13 protein-coding genes and 2 other RNA genes are annotated in these 17,081 nt (G+C 40.1%); 6 read left to right on the forward strand and 9 right to left on the reverse strand.

The window, feature by feature from the left end; genetic code table 11:
• Positions 1 to 213: 213 nt before the first annotated feature.
• Positions 214 to 969: an anthranilate synthase component II gene (locus AC2SLT_RS04365; protein ID WP_486546419.1), complete on the reverse strand. Its 756-nt coding sequence runs from the start codon at positions 967 to 969 to the stop codon at positions 214 to 216.
• Between the two features lie 648 nt (positions 970 to 1,617).
• Between AC2SLT_RS04365 and glnA the strand changes: the two genes are divergently transcribed.
• Positions 1,618 to 3,027, forward strand: a complete 1,410-nt coding sequence (gene glnA / locus AC2SLT_RS04370) for a type I glutamate--ammonia ligase (RefSeq protein ID WP_486546420.1) — start codon at positions 1,618 to 1,620, stop codon at positions 3,025 to 3,027.
• A gap of 236 nt (positions 3,028 to 3,263) precedes the next feature.
• Here glnA and AC2SLT_RS04375 read toward each other — a convergent pair whose 3' ends face one another.
• The gene (locus tag AC2SLT_RS04375) at positions 3,264 to 3,995 is read right to left on the reverse strand and encodes an SIMPL domain-containing protein (protein WP_486546421.1); all 732 of its coding nucleotides are present in this window, start codon (positions 3,993 to 3,995) and stop codon (positions 3,264 to 3,266) included.
• A 422-nt stretch (positions 3,996 to 4,417) separates the two neighbouring features.
• On the opposite strand from AC2SLT_RS04375, the gene ffs reads away from it, so the two are divergent.
• An RNA gene (gene ffs / locus AC2SLT_RS04380) (signal recognition particle sRNA small type) lies at positions 4,418 to 4,514 on the forward strand.
• Between the two features lie 982 nt (positions 4,515 to 5,496).
• Here ffs and ssrA read toward each other — a convergent pair.
• From ssrA to rpsF, 4 genes are all read right to left on the reverse strand, one after another.
• Positions 5,497 to 5,854: a transfer-messenger RNA gene (ssrA, locus tag AC2SLT_RS04385) on the reverse strand.
• A gap of 156 nt (positions 5,855 to 6,010) precedes the next feature.
• On the reverse strand, positions 6,011 to 6,514 hold the full coding sequence (gene rplI, locus AC2SLT_RS04390; RefSeq protein ID WP_486546422.1) for a 50S ribosomal protein L9: 504 nt from the start codon (positions 6,512 to 6,514) through the stop codon (positions 6,011 to 6,013).
• Positions 6,515 to 6,533: 19 nt separating this feature from the next.
• Positions 6,534 to 6,761, reverse strand: a complete 228-nt coding sequence (rpsR, locus tag AC2SLT_RS04395; RefSeq protein ID WP_007395263.1) for a 30S ribosomal protein S18 — start codon at positions 6,759 to 6,761, stop codon at positions 6,534 to 6,536.
• Between the two features lie 26 nt (positions 6,762 to 6,787).
• Complete coding sequence (gene rpsF / locus AC2SLT_RS04400; protein ID WP_486546423.1) at positions 6,788 to 7,192, reverse strand: 30S ribosomal protein S6; 405 nt, start codon at positions 7,190 to 7,192, stop codon at positions 6,788 to 6,790.
• Positions 7,193 to 7,619: 427 nt separating this feature from the next.
• On the opposite strand from rpsF, the gene AC2SLT_RS04405 reads away from it, so the two are divergent.
• Positions 7,620 to 8,324 (forward strand): NAD(P)H-binding protein, encoded by a 705-nt coding sequence (locus AC2SLT_RS04405; RefSeq protein ID WP_486546424.1) that lies wholly within the window; start codon positions 7,620 to 7,622, stop codon positions 8,322 to 8,324.
• A gap of 126 nt (positions 8,325 to 8,450) precedes the next feature.
• Positions 8,451 to 8,966, forward strand: a complete 516-nt coding sequence (gene rraA, locus AC2SLT_RS04410) for a ribonuclease E activity regulator RraA (RefSeq protein ID WP_486546587.1) — start codon at positions 8,451 to 8,453, stop codon at positions 8,964 to 8,966.
• 178 nt (positions 8,967 to 9,144) lie between these two features.
• On the opposite strand, the gene AC2SLT_RS04415 is transcribed toward rraA, so the two are convergent.
• On the reverse strand, positions 9,145 to 9,282 hold the full coding sequence (locus AC2SLT_RS04415) for a hypothetical protein (protein ID WP_486546425.1): 138 nt from the start codon (positions 9,280 to 9,282) through the stop codon (positions 9,145 to 9,147).
• Positions 9,283 to 9,625: 343 nt separating this feature from the next.
• Between AC2SLT_RS04415 and mfd the strand changes: the two genes are divergently transcribed.
• Positions 9,626 to 13,342 (forward strand): transcription-repair coupling factor, encoded by a 3,717-nt coding sequence (mfd, locus tag AC2SLT_RS04420; RefSeq protein ID WP_486546426.1) that lies wholly within the window; start codon positions 9,626 to 9,628, stop codon positions 13,340 to 13,342.
• A gap of 712 nt (positions 13,343 to 14,054) precedes the next feature.
• Complete coding sequence (locus tag AC2SLT_RS04425; protein ID WP_486546427.1) at positions 14,055 to 14,489, forward strand: HIT domain-containing protein; 435 nt, start codon at positions 14,055 to 14,057, stop codon at positions 14,487 to 14,489.
• Positions 14,490 to 14,673: 184 nt separating this feature from the next.
• Here the strand turns inward: AC2SLT_RS04425 and fdx are convergent, their stop codons facing one another.
• Positions 14,674 to 15,012: an ISC system 2Fe-2S type ferredoxin gene (fdx, locus tag AC2SLT_RS04430; protein WP_486546428.1), complete on the reverse strand. Its 339-nt coding sequence runs from the start codon at positions 15,010 to 15,012 to the stop codon at positions 14,674 to 14,676.
• Between the two features lie 43 nt (positions 15,013 to 15,055).
• Entirely contained in the window at positions 15,056 to 17,032 is a 1,977-nt protein-coding gene (gene hscA, locus AC2SLT_RS04435) for a Fe-S protein assembly chaperone HscA (protein ID WP_486546429.1), read from the reverse strand.
• Positions 17,033 to 17,081 lie beyond the last annotated feature (49 nt).

A 17,081-nucleotide genomic window follows, 5' to 3' on the forward strand; every position in this document is an offset into this window, starting at 1 on the left:
TCAGTCATGGTTTAATGGAATGGAAGGCTATGTATTTATTGTTTTCTATTACGGTTTTCTATTAATGGTTTTCTATTATACATACTCAGGAACCGTCATGTTTTATCGCAAGTGTATTTATGAGTCTAAAAGGTCTAAATTACACCTATTTGTTTAAGAAGCTTATTTTAGGAGTTTGCCCAACATACCGTATTAGAGGCTAATACAAAAATCTTATAATAAGTTATGGTGAGTTAAAAAGTTATTAAATAACTGTAACCCAGCTGTGCTTAGTATAGATTCAGGATGAAATTGCACGCTTTCAATAGGGAGGTATTTATGCCGAAGGGCCATAATTTCCACTTGATCCATTGGCAGCTCATGAAAACTGCTAATACAACTGCTCATACTGTCAGTTGATGTATTATTGTTAGAAATATCTTTAATTAATAATCCATCAACCAATGCTTCATTTTCAAAAGCTTTAGTATTTTGGTGATTTTGTTGAAGTTTATACTCTGTCGTTTTATTAGTATTTTGATTCACAGTCGTCCAGGCTGTCACAACGATATCATCTGGTACGGTATTGTTATCGACAATTAAGGAATGGTATCGGGTAAAAGGTGTCGGATTGTCTAACCCCTTAAATACTCCAAAATGGTCATGATAAATGAGAGAAGTACGGCCGTGCATGACTTTTTGAGCACGAATGATACTCGCCCCAAACACTTGAGCAATGGCCTGATGTCCTAGACATACTCCTAATAAAGGCAGCTTATCGGCAAAGTATTCGATACACTGCAGCGTAATGCCAGCGTCATTTGGTGTTCCGGGACCTGGACCAAGTACAATGGCTGTAGGCTGTAAACTGATAATATCTGTCAACTCAATTCTATCATTTTGATAGACGACTACTTCTGCGCCCAATTTCTGTAAATACTGCACTATATTGTAGGTGAAGCTGTCGTAATTATCTAAAAGTAGAATCATATAATAGGGTCGCAATAATTATAGCAAGTGAGCAGTATGGCACATTGTGACTTTTGCAAAGACCTCAAAAATGCACTATAAAGTTTTATAGTTATGTAAATTGAACCAAAATAGTGCGTTAATTAAAGATTCGCACTATTCTGTTATGCACTATTTATGTACACTGTACCTAAATGGGGGCTAATACAAAAGCCTAATGAATGTGCTCATATGATAGAGATTTTTCTTATTAGCTAAGTTTTATAAGGGTACACCAACGCACTGACTGTGACTGGCTATAATTTATAATTATCTATTAACTAACTGGCTGAACAACAATCTAAAGAACGAACACTCTTACCAAATCACTAAAAGTTAAATCTGCTGATTTAAAAATGGCACGTCTATTGCATTACTATAATATATCAAAGTAATGCGTGGATGAGAAACGTGTTTTAGGATGATGGGTAGATTTTTTAATGCTACTATTATTTTTGGACACTGTCACCTATACTGATTTTTGATAAAATGAAGATGATGTGCAAGTTTCCATAACTTATAAGCCTAAGTATAAGCCTAAGTACAGCATATTAATTTTACTTTGGTTGATTACTATCAACCTCATTATCAAGTTTTCTTGTTACTAATAAATAAATGGAGAGACATACAATGTCGAACAAACTATTTGACCTAATCAAAGAGTCTAATGCTAAATGGGTAGATTTTCGTTTTACGGATACCCGTGGTAAAGAACAACATATCAGCTACCCTGCAGACACCATCGATGAAGATGTCCTTGAAGATGGCAAAATGTTTGACGGTTCTTCAGTAGCAGGCTGGAAAGGCATTGAAGCGTCGGACATGATATTGCGTCCAGATCCTGAAACGGCATTTATTGATCCATTTTTTGATGCAACTACTGTGGTCGTTACCTGCGATATCATTGAGCCAACGACCATGCAAGGCTATGAGCGCGACCCACGTTCAATCGCTCGCCGTGCCGAAGAATATTTAAAATCAACAGGTATTGGCGATACCGCATTCTTTGGTCCAGAACCTGAGTTCTTCATTTTTGATGATGTGAAGTGGTCAATCGATATGTCAGGTGCTCGTCACCGTATCACTGCTGAAGAAGCAGCTTGGTCGACTGATAATGACTATGAGTGGGGCAATATGGCTCATCGTCCACGTGTTAAAGGCGGTTATTTCCCAGTACCTCCCGTTGATAGCTCACAAGACTTGCGTTCAGTCATGTGTCAGCGTATCGAAGATATCATGGGCCCAGACCGTGTAGAAGTGCATCACCATGAAGTAGCATCTTGTCAGTCAGAGATTGGTGTCTCTTTTAATACAATGGTTCGTAAAGCTGATGAAGTTCAACAATTCAAATACGTGGTTCATAATGTCGCGCATCAGTTTGGCAAAACAGCAACCTTTATGCCAAAACCCATCGTTGGTGATAATGGCTCAGGTATGCACGTCCATATGTCAATCTCAAAAGATGGCGTCAACACTTTTGCTGGTGATGAATATGCTGGACTTTCTGAAACAGCGTTATACTATATTGGTGGTATTATTAAGCACGCACGTGCACTTAATGCGATTGTTAATCCATCAACAAACAGTTATAAGCGCTTAGTGCCTCATTACGAAGCGCCTATTATGTTGGCTTATTCAGCGCGTAACCGTTCAGCGTCTATTCGTATCCCATACGTGAGCTCGCCAAAAGGCGTTCGTGTTGAAGCTCGCTTCCCAGATCCAACCGCTAACCCTTACTTAGCATTTGCTGCCCTATTAATGGCAGGCCTTGACGGTATTCAAAATAAAATACATCCAGGCGATGCAGCAGATAAGAACTTATATGACTTACCTCCAGAAGAAGAGGGTTCAATCCCAACGGTTGCTGAAAGCTTAGATGTTGCTCTTCAAGCCCTTAAAGATGACCATGAGTTCCTACTTAAAGGCGATGTATTCACTAAGAGTATGTTAGATGCCTTTATTGCTTTGAAAGAAGAAGAGTGTCAACGTTTGAATACCACGGTCCATCCTGTCGAATTTGATATGTACTACAGCTGCTAATTGTAATTAAAAATCACTTTAGATTATCTGCATTGTTATGTTTTGATGTAGGCAATGGTTTAATTTAAAAAGTGACTTTAAAAGTTAAAGATACTAAAAAACAAAACCCAGATCTCTTAGAGGTCTGGGTTTTTGAGGTATTAGGTTTAAAACCTTCAAAAGCTTACCGAACAGCTTTTAAGTTGGCAAAATTCTTAGAATAGGATTGAATAAAACTTATACGCTATGTCATTTCTCTATTTCAGCCAAGGTATTAGCTCAATAGTACCATTAGCAGTGACACTCAAACGGCTATTGCCTGCTTCAAAGTTTTGGGCAGGCACATTATTATTTGAACGTTCCATAGCTGTGGCAGATACCGCTAACATAGGCGGGTTATAATGGTTATTATTATTGATTGAGACATTTATAATTTTATAACCACTCATATCCCACGTTTGAGCTAATGATGACGCTTGTGCCTTAAATTCTAATGAAGCCTGTTTAATTAACTCCTTTTCGAGCTCTTTTTGTTTTTTCTCTGAGACGCCAAAATTAATATTTTGAATAACTAGGGTGTCTTGTAGCTTAGCAACCAGCTCGCTGGTCTTGGCAAAGTCATTACTCTTTAAGTTAATATTAACCGTACCTGTCCAGCCAGTAATCTTTCCCTCATCATTATATTGGGGGTAAGTATTTTGAGAACCTGTAGTAGCAGTAACTGTGGGATAGCGCTTAGCTATATTAAGCGCATTATTGATCGCTTTATTAAGCTCTGTTGCAAGCTGATTAGGGGTTGTCGCCTGAGCGTTTTTAGATAAGGTGGCAGTTACCTCGTCATTTTCAACGTCTTGTTCAGCATCAACGCTAAAACTTATTTGATTATAGCCTGTAGGCTCTGCATGAGCCGTGAGGCTGAAACACACTGTAGAGGCAAGAACCGCTAACAGTCCTAAACGTAATATGGGTTGTACGGGTGAATGTATCATCGTTAAACTCCTTTTAATATAAAAATAACACTATGAATGTCATTATAGGCAACTTTAAAGTAGACTTTTTTAAAGTATCTCTCTATTAACGACTAACGACATCATATCAATTACTTTTTATACAATAAGTGCAATCATTGTGAATAATGTTACTAGCAAATATGCTTAATATATTCGACCTTAATATTAACTACAACTTCCGAAAATAACTGAATTTAAGCGCTTATAGTTGATTTAGGAGTGTTTATTAAACGTCTGGCGCCACCTTGCAAACAGGGATAATAAATATACCCCAGTTGCTTTAAATCTTAATGCTGTGAAAGTCCTAATAAAGGTCATCTCAGCGTTATCTATCATAGGTTAATTTGATGAATAAACTTGATAAAAATGCGAGCTGATGTATAATACGTGCTTGGTGACTCTATTGGTAGCCTCGCAACATTGTACTATGAACCCCGCCAGGACCGGAAGGTAGCAACGGTAGTAGATACAATGTGTGCCGAGGATGTGCTGATGGGGTCATCTTTTTTTCGCCTAAAATTTGTCGTACCTATTATCATAAAGCTTGTCACTGCATTAGTGACAAGCTTTTTTTATTAAAAATGATAAATGATATAAAAAACCAGGCATTAATAATTTTTGCTAATTGTTAGGCGATAATACGACCCGAGTCAAAGAAGCGTTAAGGATAGCAAGTGCTCATTCGGATTTTGCTGATTTTTGTTCCCTTATAGTCAAAAGTATCATACCTTTAAGTTGAAATGCACTAAATGCTGTTCAACCGTAACGTCTTGTCCAGTTTATAGTAAGTGGCAGTGCCAACCACACTACTTAGTCCGGCCATTAAATAATAGATGATGGGCGCAACATGGGTGATAAAAAAATAAAATATCAAAAAACCATAAATATGACCAAATAAAGCGACTAAAGCTAACGTGTAATACTGAGTTTGTTTGAGAAAAGCCAGTGGTATAAGTGAGAAAAAATAAGAGGCTAAAGAAAAGAGATACCCAATACCTAGCATTTCGATAAATACGTGAAACCAATTGGGTCCAAGCTATGAATACAAAGGTTGTGAGTGAATAATATAGTTGGAAAACATAAAAAATAGGGTAAAGAATAAGATGCCGACAAAAGGAGGTGTAACAATCTTAATGATCGCAATAAGTAATGTACTGAACGCCTTATAGCTCGCTGACAAGAAATAGCCTTTTTGTGTGAGTGATTAAATGGTGGGGGATTTGAATATTTGGGTAGATGTTCAGCTTGTTTAGAAATTTTTTTTGTTTTAAATTTATAATAAGTATAGTGTCTTTCATCATGACTATACTATTAATACTGACAAGCTAACAAATATACCATCAAATTAGAATATAATATCAAATATATATATCGAACTACTAAAAAGTTACGGTGTTAGCCTCGCTAAGCTTAATTCTGTCAAAATTACGTCATAAAAAAAGCCCCTCGAATGAGGGGCTTTGATTTTAATACTAGTATTTGGTGGAGATGGCGGGAGTCGAACCCGCGTCCGCCAGCACTACGCTCATGAATCTACATGTTTAGGGTCTGTCTTTGGCTTTAACCCGCACCGAACCGACAGTCAGGTTGGATAGGGCGATCCTTTAAGTTTGAACCTAAGTGACTAAGGCAGTCACTTAAGCGAACCCATATGCGTGCGCTTCAACTCATCTAACCCACTATGGGTAAAGGGCAGAGGAGTAAGCAGGGTTTAAGCTGCTAGAGCGTAAGTTTCGTCGTTTGCGACTATAACAATATATGTTTGATTAACGAGAGGACATATACTCTCGACATGCATCATTGAGTTTCATCACCAGCGTCGAAGCCAGAACATCCCCAATAGAACGAGATATTATACAGTGGAATAATAGGTAGAACAAGTCAATAGCCATTGCTATTACACTAAATAACATATTTTTAGAGATTAAAAAAGCCAGCCGAAGCTGACTTTTATTTTTAGAATCTTAACAAGCTTAATAGCTTGCTAATACAATTTACTCTTCTTCTTCAGTTTCCTGAGCGTCAGATGATTGTGCAGCTTGAACGTTACCATCTTCAGATAAGATAGTGACTAAGATATTAGCAAAGATGTCATGATGAAGCTGGATATCAACGTTGTATTCACCCACTTGACGTAAAGTACCAGATGGTAACTTAACTTCAGAACGGTCAACTTCGATACCAGATTTGGTTAAGGCATCAGCGATATCGCGAGTACCAATAGAACCAAATAATTTACCATCTTCACCTGATTTAGCACGCATAATGACGTTGACGTCAGTAAGCGCATCTGCACGTTTTTGTGCAGCAGCTAATTCTTCAGCTTCAATCGCTTCAAGTTCAGCACGACGTGCTTCAAATTTTTCAAGGTTTGCTGGTGTAGCAGGTAAAGCCTTACCTTGCGGGATAAGAAAATTACGACCATATCCAGCTTTTACATCTACAGTTTCGCCAAGCTTACCAAGGTTGACGATACGCTGTAATAAAATAACTTGCATGAGTCACTCCTAAGTTGGCTTACTGATGATTGTCAGTGTATGGTAGCAATGCTAAATAACGAGCTTGTTTGATAGCAGTTGCTAGTTGACGCTGATATTTGTTTGATGTACCAGTGATACGGCTTGGTACAATTTTACCATTGTCACTGATGTATTGTTTTAGTAGCTCAACATCTTTATAGTCGATGTGAGTGATACCTTCAGCGGTGAAACGGCAAAATTTGCGACGGCGATAAAAACGTGCCATGGATGTTCTCCTTAAATGAGCTTAAATTAATCGTCAGAATAGTCGTTAGACTCATCATCATGATCGTTGCTAGAGTCTTCGCTGCGTGGCGTCTTACGAGCGCGTTTCTCATCAGCAGTTTTAGCTAGTTGAGAAGGCTCAGTAATCGCGTCGTCACGACGAACAATCAGACTACGAATAATCGCGTCGTTGTAACGGAATAGCTCTTCAAGCTCTTCTAAAGTTTTACCATCACACTCAATATTGAATAAGACATAGTGAGCTTTATGGATTTTATTAATAGGGTAAGCCAATTGACGGCGGCCCCAATCTTCAAGACGGTGTACAAGACCACTATTGTCTTGAACTAATTTGATATATCGCTCAACCATTCCGACAACTTGGTCGCTTTGGTCAGGGTGTACGATAAGCACCACTTCGTAATGTCGCATTTAAGACTCCTTACGGATTAGTAGCCATTGACCCCATGTCAACAGCAAGGAGATTTATAACAGATACCAATGTTATTACAAATTAATAAAACAGTAGGTATCTTAGTGAACTAAATAACTATTTGTCTGTATTTATGTCTATATTTGTCCATATTTAAAGGATAAATCGTCAAATGACAAACAAACCATTTACTTATTGCTATAAAGCGGCGGATTATATCAGTAATTAGTCATTTTAACAAGCTTTGTATCAAATGATTTCAAGAGTAAATTATCGATTGAGCCCTTAACTAAAAGGGTTTACAGTAACAAAAAGAAATTGTCTTTAGGAAGGTTATATTTAGATATAATCAAGAGCTTTCTTATAAGTATTATTCAAGCGTCATCAAAGCGTCAATGAAGTATCGAAAAATAGGTAACCATAGATATGCAACGTAAAGCCATAATAATAGGCGCAACTGGTCTAGTCGGACGAAACTTAGTCAATCAGCTGAGCTTAATGTATGACAGTTTGATTATTATCGCCAGAAAACCACCCAAACAAATTTCGGCAAAGATGCAGTTTTATCAATTGGGGGATTTTACAAACCTCGATGAGATGATTACTAACATATCGATAGGTACTGATACCGATGCGTTTACATGCTTAGGAACCACAAAAAAACAAGCTGGTAGTGACGACAATTTTAAAAATATAGATTATAACTATAATTTAAATTTTGCTAAGATGTGTCGTAACAAAGGCGTAGAGCGTTTCTTTTTATTGTCTGCTTTAGGGGCTGATACCCAAAGCCGGTTTTTTTATAATCGTGTTAAAGGTGAGCTTGAAAACGCAATCATAGAACTTGGGTTTAATGAATTGGTCATATTTAGACCGTCTTTATTACTCGGCAAACATAAAGGGCTAATACTAGAAAACAGTGCCCAAAGAGCCTATAAACTGATATCACCACTTGTACCAAAAACGATGAAGGCACGACCTATTGAGGCCCAAAGGGTTGCTGCTGCGATAGCGCTGAGCGCTCAAAATATTCATGAGCGACATAAGTATATGCCGCGAGATAAGACGATTAACACTGTTACCGTGATTGAGAATAAAGAACTCCTTATGATGACTCAATTAAAGTCTTAAGCAAAAAATTTGAACGTGAGTACTACATAACTGATTCATACGATTTTAGAGGTTTAAATTCATAAACGAGCTTTTCATGCCCCTTTTACTTAAGCCATAGCCTATAAGGAAATAACAATGACCGAGATGACCAAAACAAACTTTGTAACCTGCGACTTACTAGATGCCAATCCTGAAAGCCAAGTATGCTTGCCCAATATAGAAGGTAAGTCATTTTACAGCTTTGGCGGTAAAGATAAGTTTTGCGGCGAGATCGTAACCGTCAAATGCTTTGAAGACAACAGCCGAGTTAAAGAGCTATTAAATAGCGATGGAAAAGATGCCAATGGGGAAGGCAAAGTGCTGGTGGTAGACGGTGGTGGCTCAATGCGCTGCGCGTTATTGGGGGATATGATTGCTGAATCTGCCATTAAAAACGGCTGGGCAGGGGTTATCGTTTACGGTTGTGTTCGTGATGTTGATGACATGGCGCAAATGGATATTGGCGTAATGGCGCTAGGGTGTATTCCTCGCAAATCAACGCGCCGCGGTGAAGGACAGACCGATATCGAAATCAATTTTGGTGACTTGAGTTTAAATTCTGGCATGTTTGTTTACGCCGATAACAACGGTATTATCGCCAGTGACAAGCCCCTTATTTAGGTCGTTTTGGCGAGATCTTAAACAAATAGATTTTGATAATTAAGGCGACTGGAGAGTATATATGACGCCTTTACACCCGTAAAAACTTATTGAGTTAAAATCTAATAAGCCAACATAGCTCAACACTTGCTATGTTGGTTTTCTCTATGCCATCTATTATAGACTACTTAATGTAGAGCTATTCATGCTTGTCGCTACTATCTTGACTCGCACTGTGGCGTGCGCTAAAGGCATGTGCCGTTCCTGCTGCCACGATACCGTCACTTGCCAAGCGCACGCACCACAGTGCATTGCCAAGTATATCCGCTTCAATCATGGCTAAACCGCGTTTGTGGTCAAACCATTCATGCAAGTTAGACTTTTGCCTATGAAGATGACTCTTGCAGAATACTTTTTCAGACTACCAAACTATAGTCGTAGTCAGATAAATGAGGTACAAGGCAATCGAGTGTAAGTACTACTGGTGTAGGCTAAGCAAGATTAACACCGTAACTTTTTTATATGGCTATGACTATAATGAACAATTACCACGCCAATTTGAATTGGTACTTATCACTTTTATTCGTATAATAGACACCCTAAAAAGCGCTTTACTATAAGCCCCTAAACCTTACTTTATTTGACAGACTGGCCTTTCACAAGGATAAAAACCACCCGTTATGCCTAACCTAATTGAGCATCCCTTAACCGATATCTTTACCCCAACTAACGAAAAGATTTTTCCGATTGATAAAAATCAAAAACGTTGGCTGTATCCAGCTCACGCGGCGGCAGGCAGCCTATGGTTAGCCAGTCTCACAGATTGTCCAGTGGCAAATGTAGAAAACCGACTAAAAGTCATGGTGACAAAGGATCAAAATCAGCTCAATCAAATAGAAACTGAATTGGCGTTCTGCGGTGTGGATGCCTATGTTTTCCCAGATTGGGAAACACTGACCTATGATGAGCTCTCACCGCATCAAGACATCGTCAGCGAGCGTATTAATCTACTAACCGATATGCCCAAAAGCGGCATATTACTTATTAGCATTCAAACTTTAATGCAGCGTGTCGCACCACCAAGTTGGTTAATCGGGCAGCACTTTGACTTAAGCGTGGGCGAAATCTTTGACATCGACGTTCAACGGTCTTTATTGGCATCGGCAGGCTACCGTGCGGTTGATAATGTCTTTGAACCGGGTGAGTTTGCTGTTCGGGGTAGTGTGGTTGATATCTTTGCGATGGGTCAGCCGTTTCCACTACGACTAGATCTATTCGATAATGAAATTGAGACCATACGCTTTTTTAACCCGCAAACACAGCGTACGTTATCGACGCAAACACTAATGGATTTAGTCGCTGGCAAATCAGATTCGGACAGTGCCAATCAACATGATCTGACAGTAGAGTCGTTGTCTTTATTACATAAGCTACCTGATGTCTCAAAGCCTATTACCCAGTTTCAGGTGCTCCCTGCCAAAGAGTTTCCTTTAGAAGAAGGCCGTGAGACCTTTCGGAATAACTTCGCTGCTATGTACCCTAAAGCCAGTAGTCGCAAAGTTGAAGTCCACAAAGATGTCATGGCGGGTATTGCCAGCAGTGGCCTTGAATATTATCAGCCATTATTTTTCGATTTAGAGGACTGGTCGCAAACCGGGCATTTATTTTCATATTTTCCTAAAGATACGTTGTTTATCATTGATGAAAATACGACCGAATTACAAGCCGATTATTGGTCACAGATTCAACGGCGCTATGAAGAGCGTCGTCATGATATAGATAAGCCGATAGTTGAACCTAAGCTGCTTTATTTACCGAGCAATGAGCTTCATGAGAAGCTCAATGCGTATCCGCGAATTATTTTGAGTCAAAGTGATTTATCACAAGCAGACTCAAATTCAGCAGACAACACCCAAAGTGGTAAAGTACGCCTACCAGTGTCTATGCCACCTGAGCTTCCCGTACAACATCAAAAAGCAGAGCCACTTCAAGAGCTTCTCGCTTATGCAAATGGAACATGGCAGGAAGACAACTCAAAGCGACGTCCGATATTGGTCGTTGCAGAAACGGCAGGACGTCGAGAGATCTTATTAGAAGTATTCAAGGGTAAACTTACGGTTCAAGCGTTTGAGAACTTACAACAGTTTTTAACCAGTGAATTGTATCAACATCCTGACTCATTAAAGAGCGAGACAAGACCGACCGTGGGCTTGACCATTGCTCCTATTGAGCGTGGCGCTGTAATCGACCAGCATCTATCTATTGTCAGTGAAACTCAGCTATTCGGCAGGCAGGTGCTACAGACTCGCCGGCGCCGTCAAAGCGATGTCTCAGAAGAGTTTTTGGTAAAAAGCGTGACTGAATTGACTGAAGGCAGTCCGGTTGTGCATATCGATCAAGGTATTGGACGTTACCATGGCTTGATTACCTTAGATGCCGGGGAGGGCGAACAAGAGTTTATCCATTTAAAATACGCCGATGACGCTAGTATCTATGTACCAGTAGCCAATTTACAGTTAATCAGTCGCTATAGTGGCGGAGATCCAGCGTTGGCACCACTGCACAAAATTGGTAGTGGTAAATGGGATAAAGCCAAACAAAAGGCGATGGAACAAATCCACGATGTCGCCGCTGAGCTGTTAAATATTCAAGCCCGTAGACAAGCCAAAGAGGGCATCCACTTTACGGTTGATACTGCTCAATATGAGCTATTTGCTAGTCAGTTCGCCTTTGAAGAGACTCCAGATCAAGCCAATGCTATCGATGCGGTGATGCACGATATGAAGCAAAACAAACCTATGGACAGGTTAATCTGTGGCGATGTGGGATTTGGTAAGACTGAAGTGGCGATGCGAGCCGCTTTTATTGCGGTTAACAGTGGTTATCAAGTCGCTGTACTAGTGCCCACTACGTTACTTGCCGGCCAACATGAAGACAACTTTAAGGATCGGTTTGCAGATTGGCCGATTCGGGTTGAGACCTTATCGAGATTTGGCGGTAAAAAATATCAAGATAAAGTGTTACAGGAGCTCGCAGAGGGCAAAGTAGATATCGTGATTGGTACTCATAAGCTGCTGCAAAAAGACGTAAAATTTGCCAATTTAGGCTTGATGATTGTCGATGAAGAGCATCGCTTTGGGGTACGTCATAAAGAGCGTATAAAAGCCATTCAAAGCGATGTGGATAGCTTATCAATGACAGCGACACCGATTCCGCGAACACTCAATATGGCACTTACTGGTATGCGTGATATGTCTATTATTGCAACCCCGCCTGCCCGTCGTTTGGCGATTAAGACTTTTGTCATGCAAAAGTCTAATCAGCTGTTGAAGGAGGCGATATTACGTGAGCTATTGCGCGGCGGGCAAGTCTACTTACTGCACAACGATGTCGCCAGTATTGAACGCATGGCAGAAAATATTCGTGAGCTGGTACCAGAGGCTCGGGTTGGGGTGGCGCACGGCCAAATGAATGAGCGTGGTCTTGAACAAGTCATGCAGCAGTTTTATCACAAAAAGTTTAATGTACTGGTGTGTACCACGATTATTGAAACGGGTATTGACGTTCCAAATGCAAACACCATCATTATTGAACGTGCTGATAAGTTTGGTTTGGCGCAGTTGCATCAGCTTAGAGGCCGTGTGGGACGCAGTCACCATCAGGCATATTGCTATCTGTTAGTGCCATCCGTAAAAGGGCTTAAAGGCGATGCTAAAAAGCGTCTAACTGCCATTGAGCGCGCCAATACACTGGGTGCAGGCTTTATGCTGGCAAGTGAAGATTTAGAAATTCGAGGCGCTGGTGAGATCTTAGGCAAACAGCAAAGTGGCAACATGCAGGCCATTGGTTTTAGTCTGTATATGGATATGCTAGAGCGTGCGACTAAGGCCATTAAAGCAGGTAAAGAGCCTGATTTAAACACACCCTTGTCCTTGACCAGTGATATTAATTTACATTGTTCAGCGCTTATACCAGAGGACTATGTCAATGATGTGCCGCAGCGTCTTTTATTCTACAAACGTATTAGTAACGCCGATGATAAAGAGATGCTAACCGACATTCGTACGGAAATGATCGACCGCTTTGGCGGATTACCTGATCAAGCTAAGCAGCTGTTTGCGATACATCAGTTAAGAGTGCAAGCTGAACCGTTGTCTATCTTTAAGATTGATGCGACATCTAACAGTGTGGTTTTAGAGTTTGCACCAGATACCCCTGTAGATGCGCTAGCCATCATTCAATTGATTCAATCGGATGGTAACCGCTATCGCATGAACGGGGCATCAGGCATACGCTATACTAATCCTGACAAGTTAGATACCCCGCAAAAGCGAGTCGAAGTCGTCCGTGAATTATTGACTCACTTTGCTAAGCATGTCTCAAAAGATAACACGTAAAGCGTTGTTAAAGTGAATGAGTGAAGGTTAATTGTAAAGGTTAAGTACCTTTTACTTAGTCAAGTAATATAAATTTCTTTGAGTTATCTAAATATGTCAAAGTGTGAGCTATATCATAAAAGCGTCATGTTTGTTTAATACAGATGTCATCTAAGACACGTATTGTATACCCATCCAATAGAGGAGAATGAAATAAAGAGGAGAGGACATAATGATAACAAAGAGTAATAATAACGTTTATTTGGCTGTAGATCTTGAGGATTTACAAGTACCAGAGTGGTTCGATGACGAGGCTGAAGACGCCGTTGAAATGTAAATCAATCGGGTACTCGATATTGTTAATGAGATAGTTGTTAATAAGATAGTTATTAATAAGAAGATTAGAATTAATAATAATAAACTTTTTATAATAATAAAAAATTGTTTAAATAATTAGGGATGATGAGTAAAACAACAGGAAGAGAATAACAATAAAATAGTGCGTTTGCTATATACATAACTATTTGAGTCTGTGCAGACTAAATAGTAAGACAGCCTTAAGAGATTAAGGCTGTTTTTTTTGGGAAACGCTTTAATTTAATACCGACAACCAAATCTTTAATAAGGGCAAATGTACAAAAAAGATTAAACATGACTTAGCATCTATAATATCTATGCAATACCTGATAAAATATTGGATTGCAGAAATATTAAAATAACTAAGAGAGCCAATATGTTTCAACTTCATCCAACCCTAGCTAAAGATTCATTTTTAGTTGGAGATTTTCCGTTATCAACGTGTCGTCTTATTAACGACTGTCAGTTTCCTTGGTTGATTTTGGTGCCTAGAGTGGCTGGTGTACAAGAAATTTATGAGCTGTCCGCTGTGGATCAAGCACAGTTTTTACGTGAGTCAAGTTGGTTATCGAGTCAAATGGATAAAACCTTCAATGCTGACAAAATGAATGTGGCAGCCCTCGGTAATCAAGTGCCCCAGTTACACTTTCATCATATTGTGCGCTACAAAAACGATTTGGCATGGCCTAATCCTGTTTGGGGAACGCCTACCGTGCCCTATACTCAAGAAGTATATCTCGCCATGCAGCAGACTTTGATGATGGCACTACGAGGTCACAATCAGATGCCGTTTGACTGGCAGATGCAGTAAGCTAACAAATTATCGGATTAAATAGGGTTTCAAGCTCAGAAATAGGGTAGTTTATAACTTTTTAATATCATAACTTATCTTTGTTAGATTCATAATTAAAGGCGCCATTAGAGGCGCCTTTAATTATGTGTTTGTTATTCCTGATTAGGTATTAAATTCCAAACGTACTTCTATACCACCCTGTTTAATGGTTTTCTTTTGCATGATTTAGTGTATATTTAGGAATCTCTACCACCAAGTCTGTGTCTTCGATGTCAACTTGACAAGATAGTCGAGAGTCAGGCTCAAGCCCCCAAGCTCTGTCAAGCAAATCTGCTTCGATATCGTCCATCTCCTCTAAGCTATCAAAGCCCTTACGGACGATTACGTGACAGGTAGTACAGGCTTTGGACATTTCGCAAGCATGTTCAATTTTATAGCCTTTTTCAAGCAAACCTTTACATAGGTTTTCACCGCTTTCAAGTTCAACTTCGGCCCCTTCTGGGCATATCTCATGATGAGGCAGTAATGTGATTTTTGGCATATGACATTCTCGTTATAAATTTTTTAAAAGGTATTAGTTTGGTTTATTCAGACCAAGTATCGGTACTAGTGCCCGCCATAGATTGTTTAACGCTTAGATCCATAATTCGAGCAGCAAAGGAGTCACTCAAGGGTTTAAGCAGAGCTTGTTTGGCTTCAACATCTGCTTTTAAGGCCATCAAGTCTTGCTCTTCTAGATTTGATACTTGTGATGTTGAGACTTCATTTAAGACCTTACCCAGCTGATTCATTGCGAGTTGTAAGTCTGATTGCTCGGAGGTTGAGAGTAACGCATTAAACTCTTCCATAGCAGATTGTAATGCTAGGATTTCGCGTTCAGCTTCAACTTTAGCTTCCAGCAGACTACGAGAGAGTTTGTCTTTTTCAGCATTGTCAAATCCAGCTCGTAACAGCTGCTCTTGTTGCTCATCACTTAAACCGTATGATGGCTTAATTTTAATGTCACTTTGTACGCCTGAAGTAGCTTCATAAGCACTCACAGAGAGCTGACCATTGGCATCAATCTCAAAAGTGACTTCAATGCGAGCAAGTCCAGCTTTCATAGGTGGGATGCCATATAGCTCAAACTGCCCTAAAGAACGGTTATTGGCGACGGTATCACGCTCACCTTGTACTACGTGAATGACCATACCTGTCTGACCATCTTGATAAGTAGTGAAGGTTTGTTTTTTCGCTACTGGGATAGGGGTATTACGAGGGATGATGACTTCGACGAGTCCTCCCATTGTCTCTAGACCTAATGACAGAGGTGTGACATCTAGCAACAACACATTGTTGGATTTATCTTGTTTAATAAGTTGTTCAGCAACCTGAGCGGCGCCTAGGGCCACAACCTGATCAGGGTCTAGATGTGACAGGGGCGCCTTATTAAAAAAGGCGGTAACGGCTTCTTGAATCACAGGCATTCGTGTAGAGCCACCAACCAGTATGATTTCATCCAGTTGTGATATTTCGACATTGGCATCTCGCATCACTTGCTCACAAGCGGCTAAAGTACGACGCGTTATGGGCTCAATAATCTGACGTAAATCCGTAGTCGTTAACGTTCCTTGCCACGGCTTATCACCAATAGATAAAGAGACTTCTACGCTGTCTTTATGGGTCAAGGCTTGTTTATAGGATTCAGCTTGACGAGCAATATGGGTGCGCTGTTGGGCGGTCATATCGGCTGGTTTTAAGCCCGCTTGCTTTAATATCCAACCCATAATTTGACGGTCGATATCATCACCCCCCAATGCACTGTTACCGCCCGTGGCTAATACTTCAAACACCCCTTCTGTCATCTTTAATAAAGACACATCAAAAGTACCGCCACCCAGATCATATATCAAATAGATATGCTCGTTTTTCTCGCCGTTATCATTATTATTTTCTTGATGATCGAGTCCATAAGCCACAGCCGCCGCCGTAGGCTCATTTAATAGCCTAAGTACGGTTAAACCTGCTAAGTTAGCCGCATCTTTAGTTGCTTGTCGCTGAGCTTCATCAAAGTAGGCAGGCACCGTAATCACCGCACCTTGAATACTATCATCCGGTAACGCAGACTGAGCACGATGCGCAAGCGTCCGCAAGATATCGGCAGAAACTTCAACAGGCGAGAACTCTCCTGAAGCAGTGACAAATGACGGCATTGAGTCTGTCGTTGTATCGCTCGACTTTAGCTGATAAGGATGCGAAAATTTAATATCTTTTAGGCTACGACCCATAAAACGTTTTGCAGAAATAATGGTATTTTCAGGGTCGGTTTCAAAATAGGCGAGTGCGTCACTACCCACTAAAGGTAAGTTGTCATTTTCTTTATTACCGTAGTACACGACGGAAGGTAGGAGTGTGTCGATAGCATTTGACTCATCAGAAGCTGAATTTTCGATGAGTGAAGCTTTACCTGAGCGTACAACCGCCACCATAGATCTGGTAGTGCCTAAATCTATACCAAGGGCATACTGATGTTCATGAGGGTTGGCGCTTTGATTGGGTTCAGCAATTTGTAATAGAGACATAACACACTCAATTGGTTGTAGAGGTTAAAATGGCGATAATATAATGTTA

The organism is Psychrobacter sp. CX18, assembly GCF_057396215.1.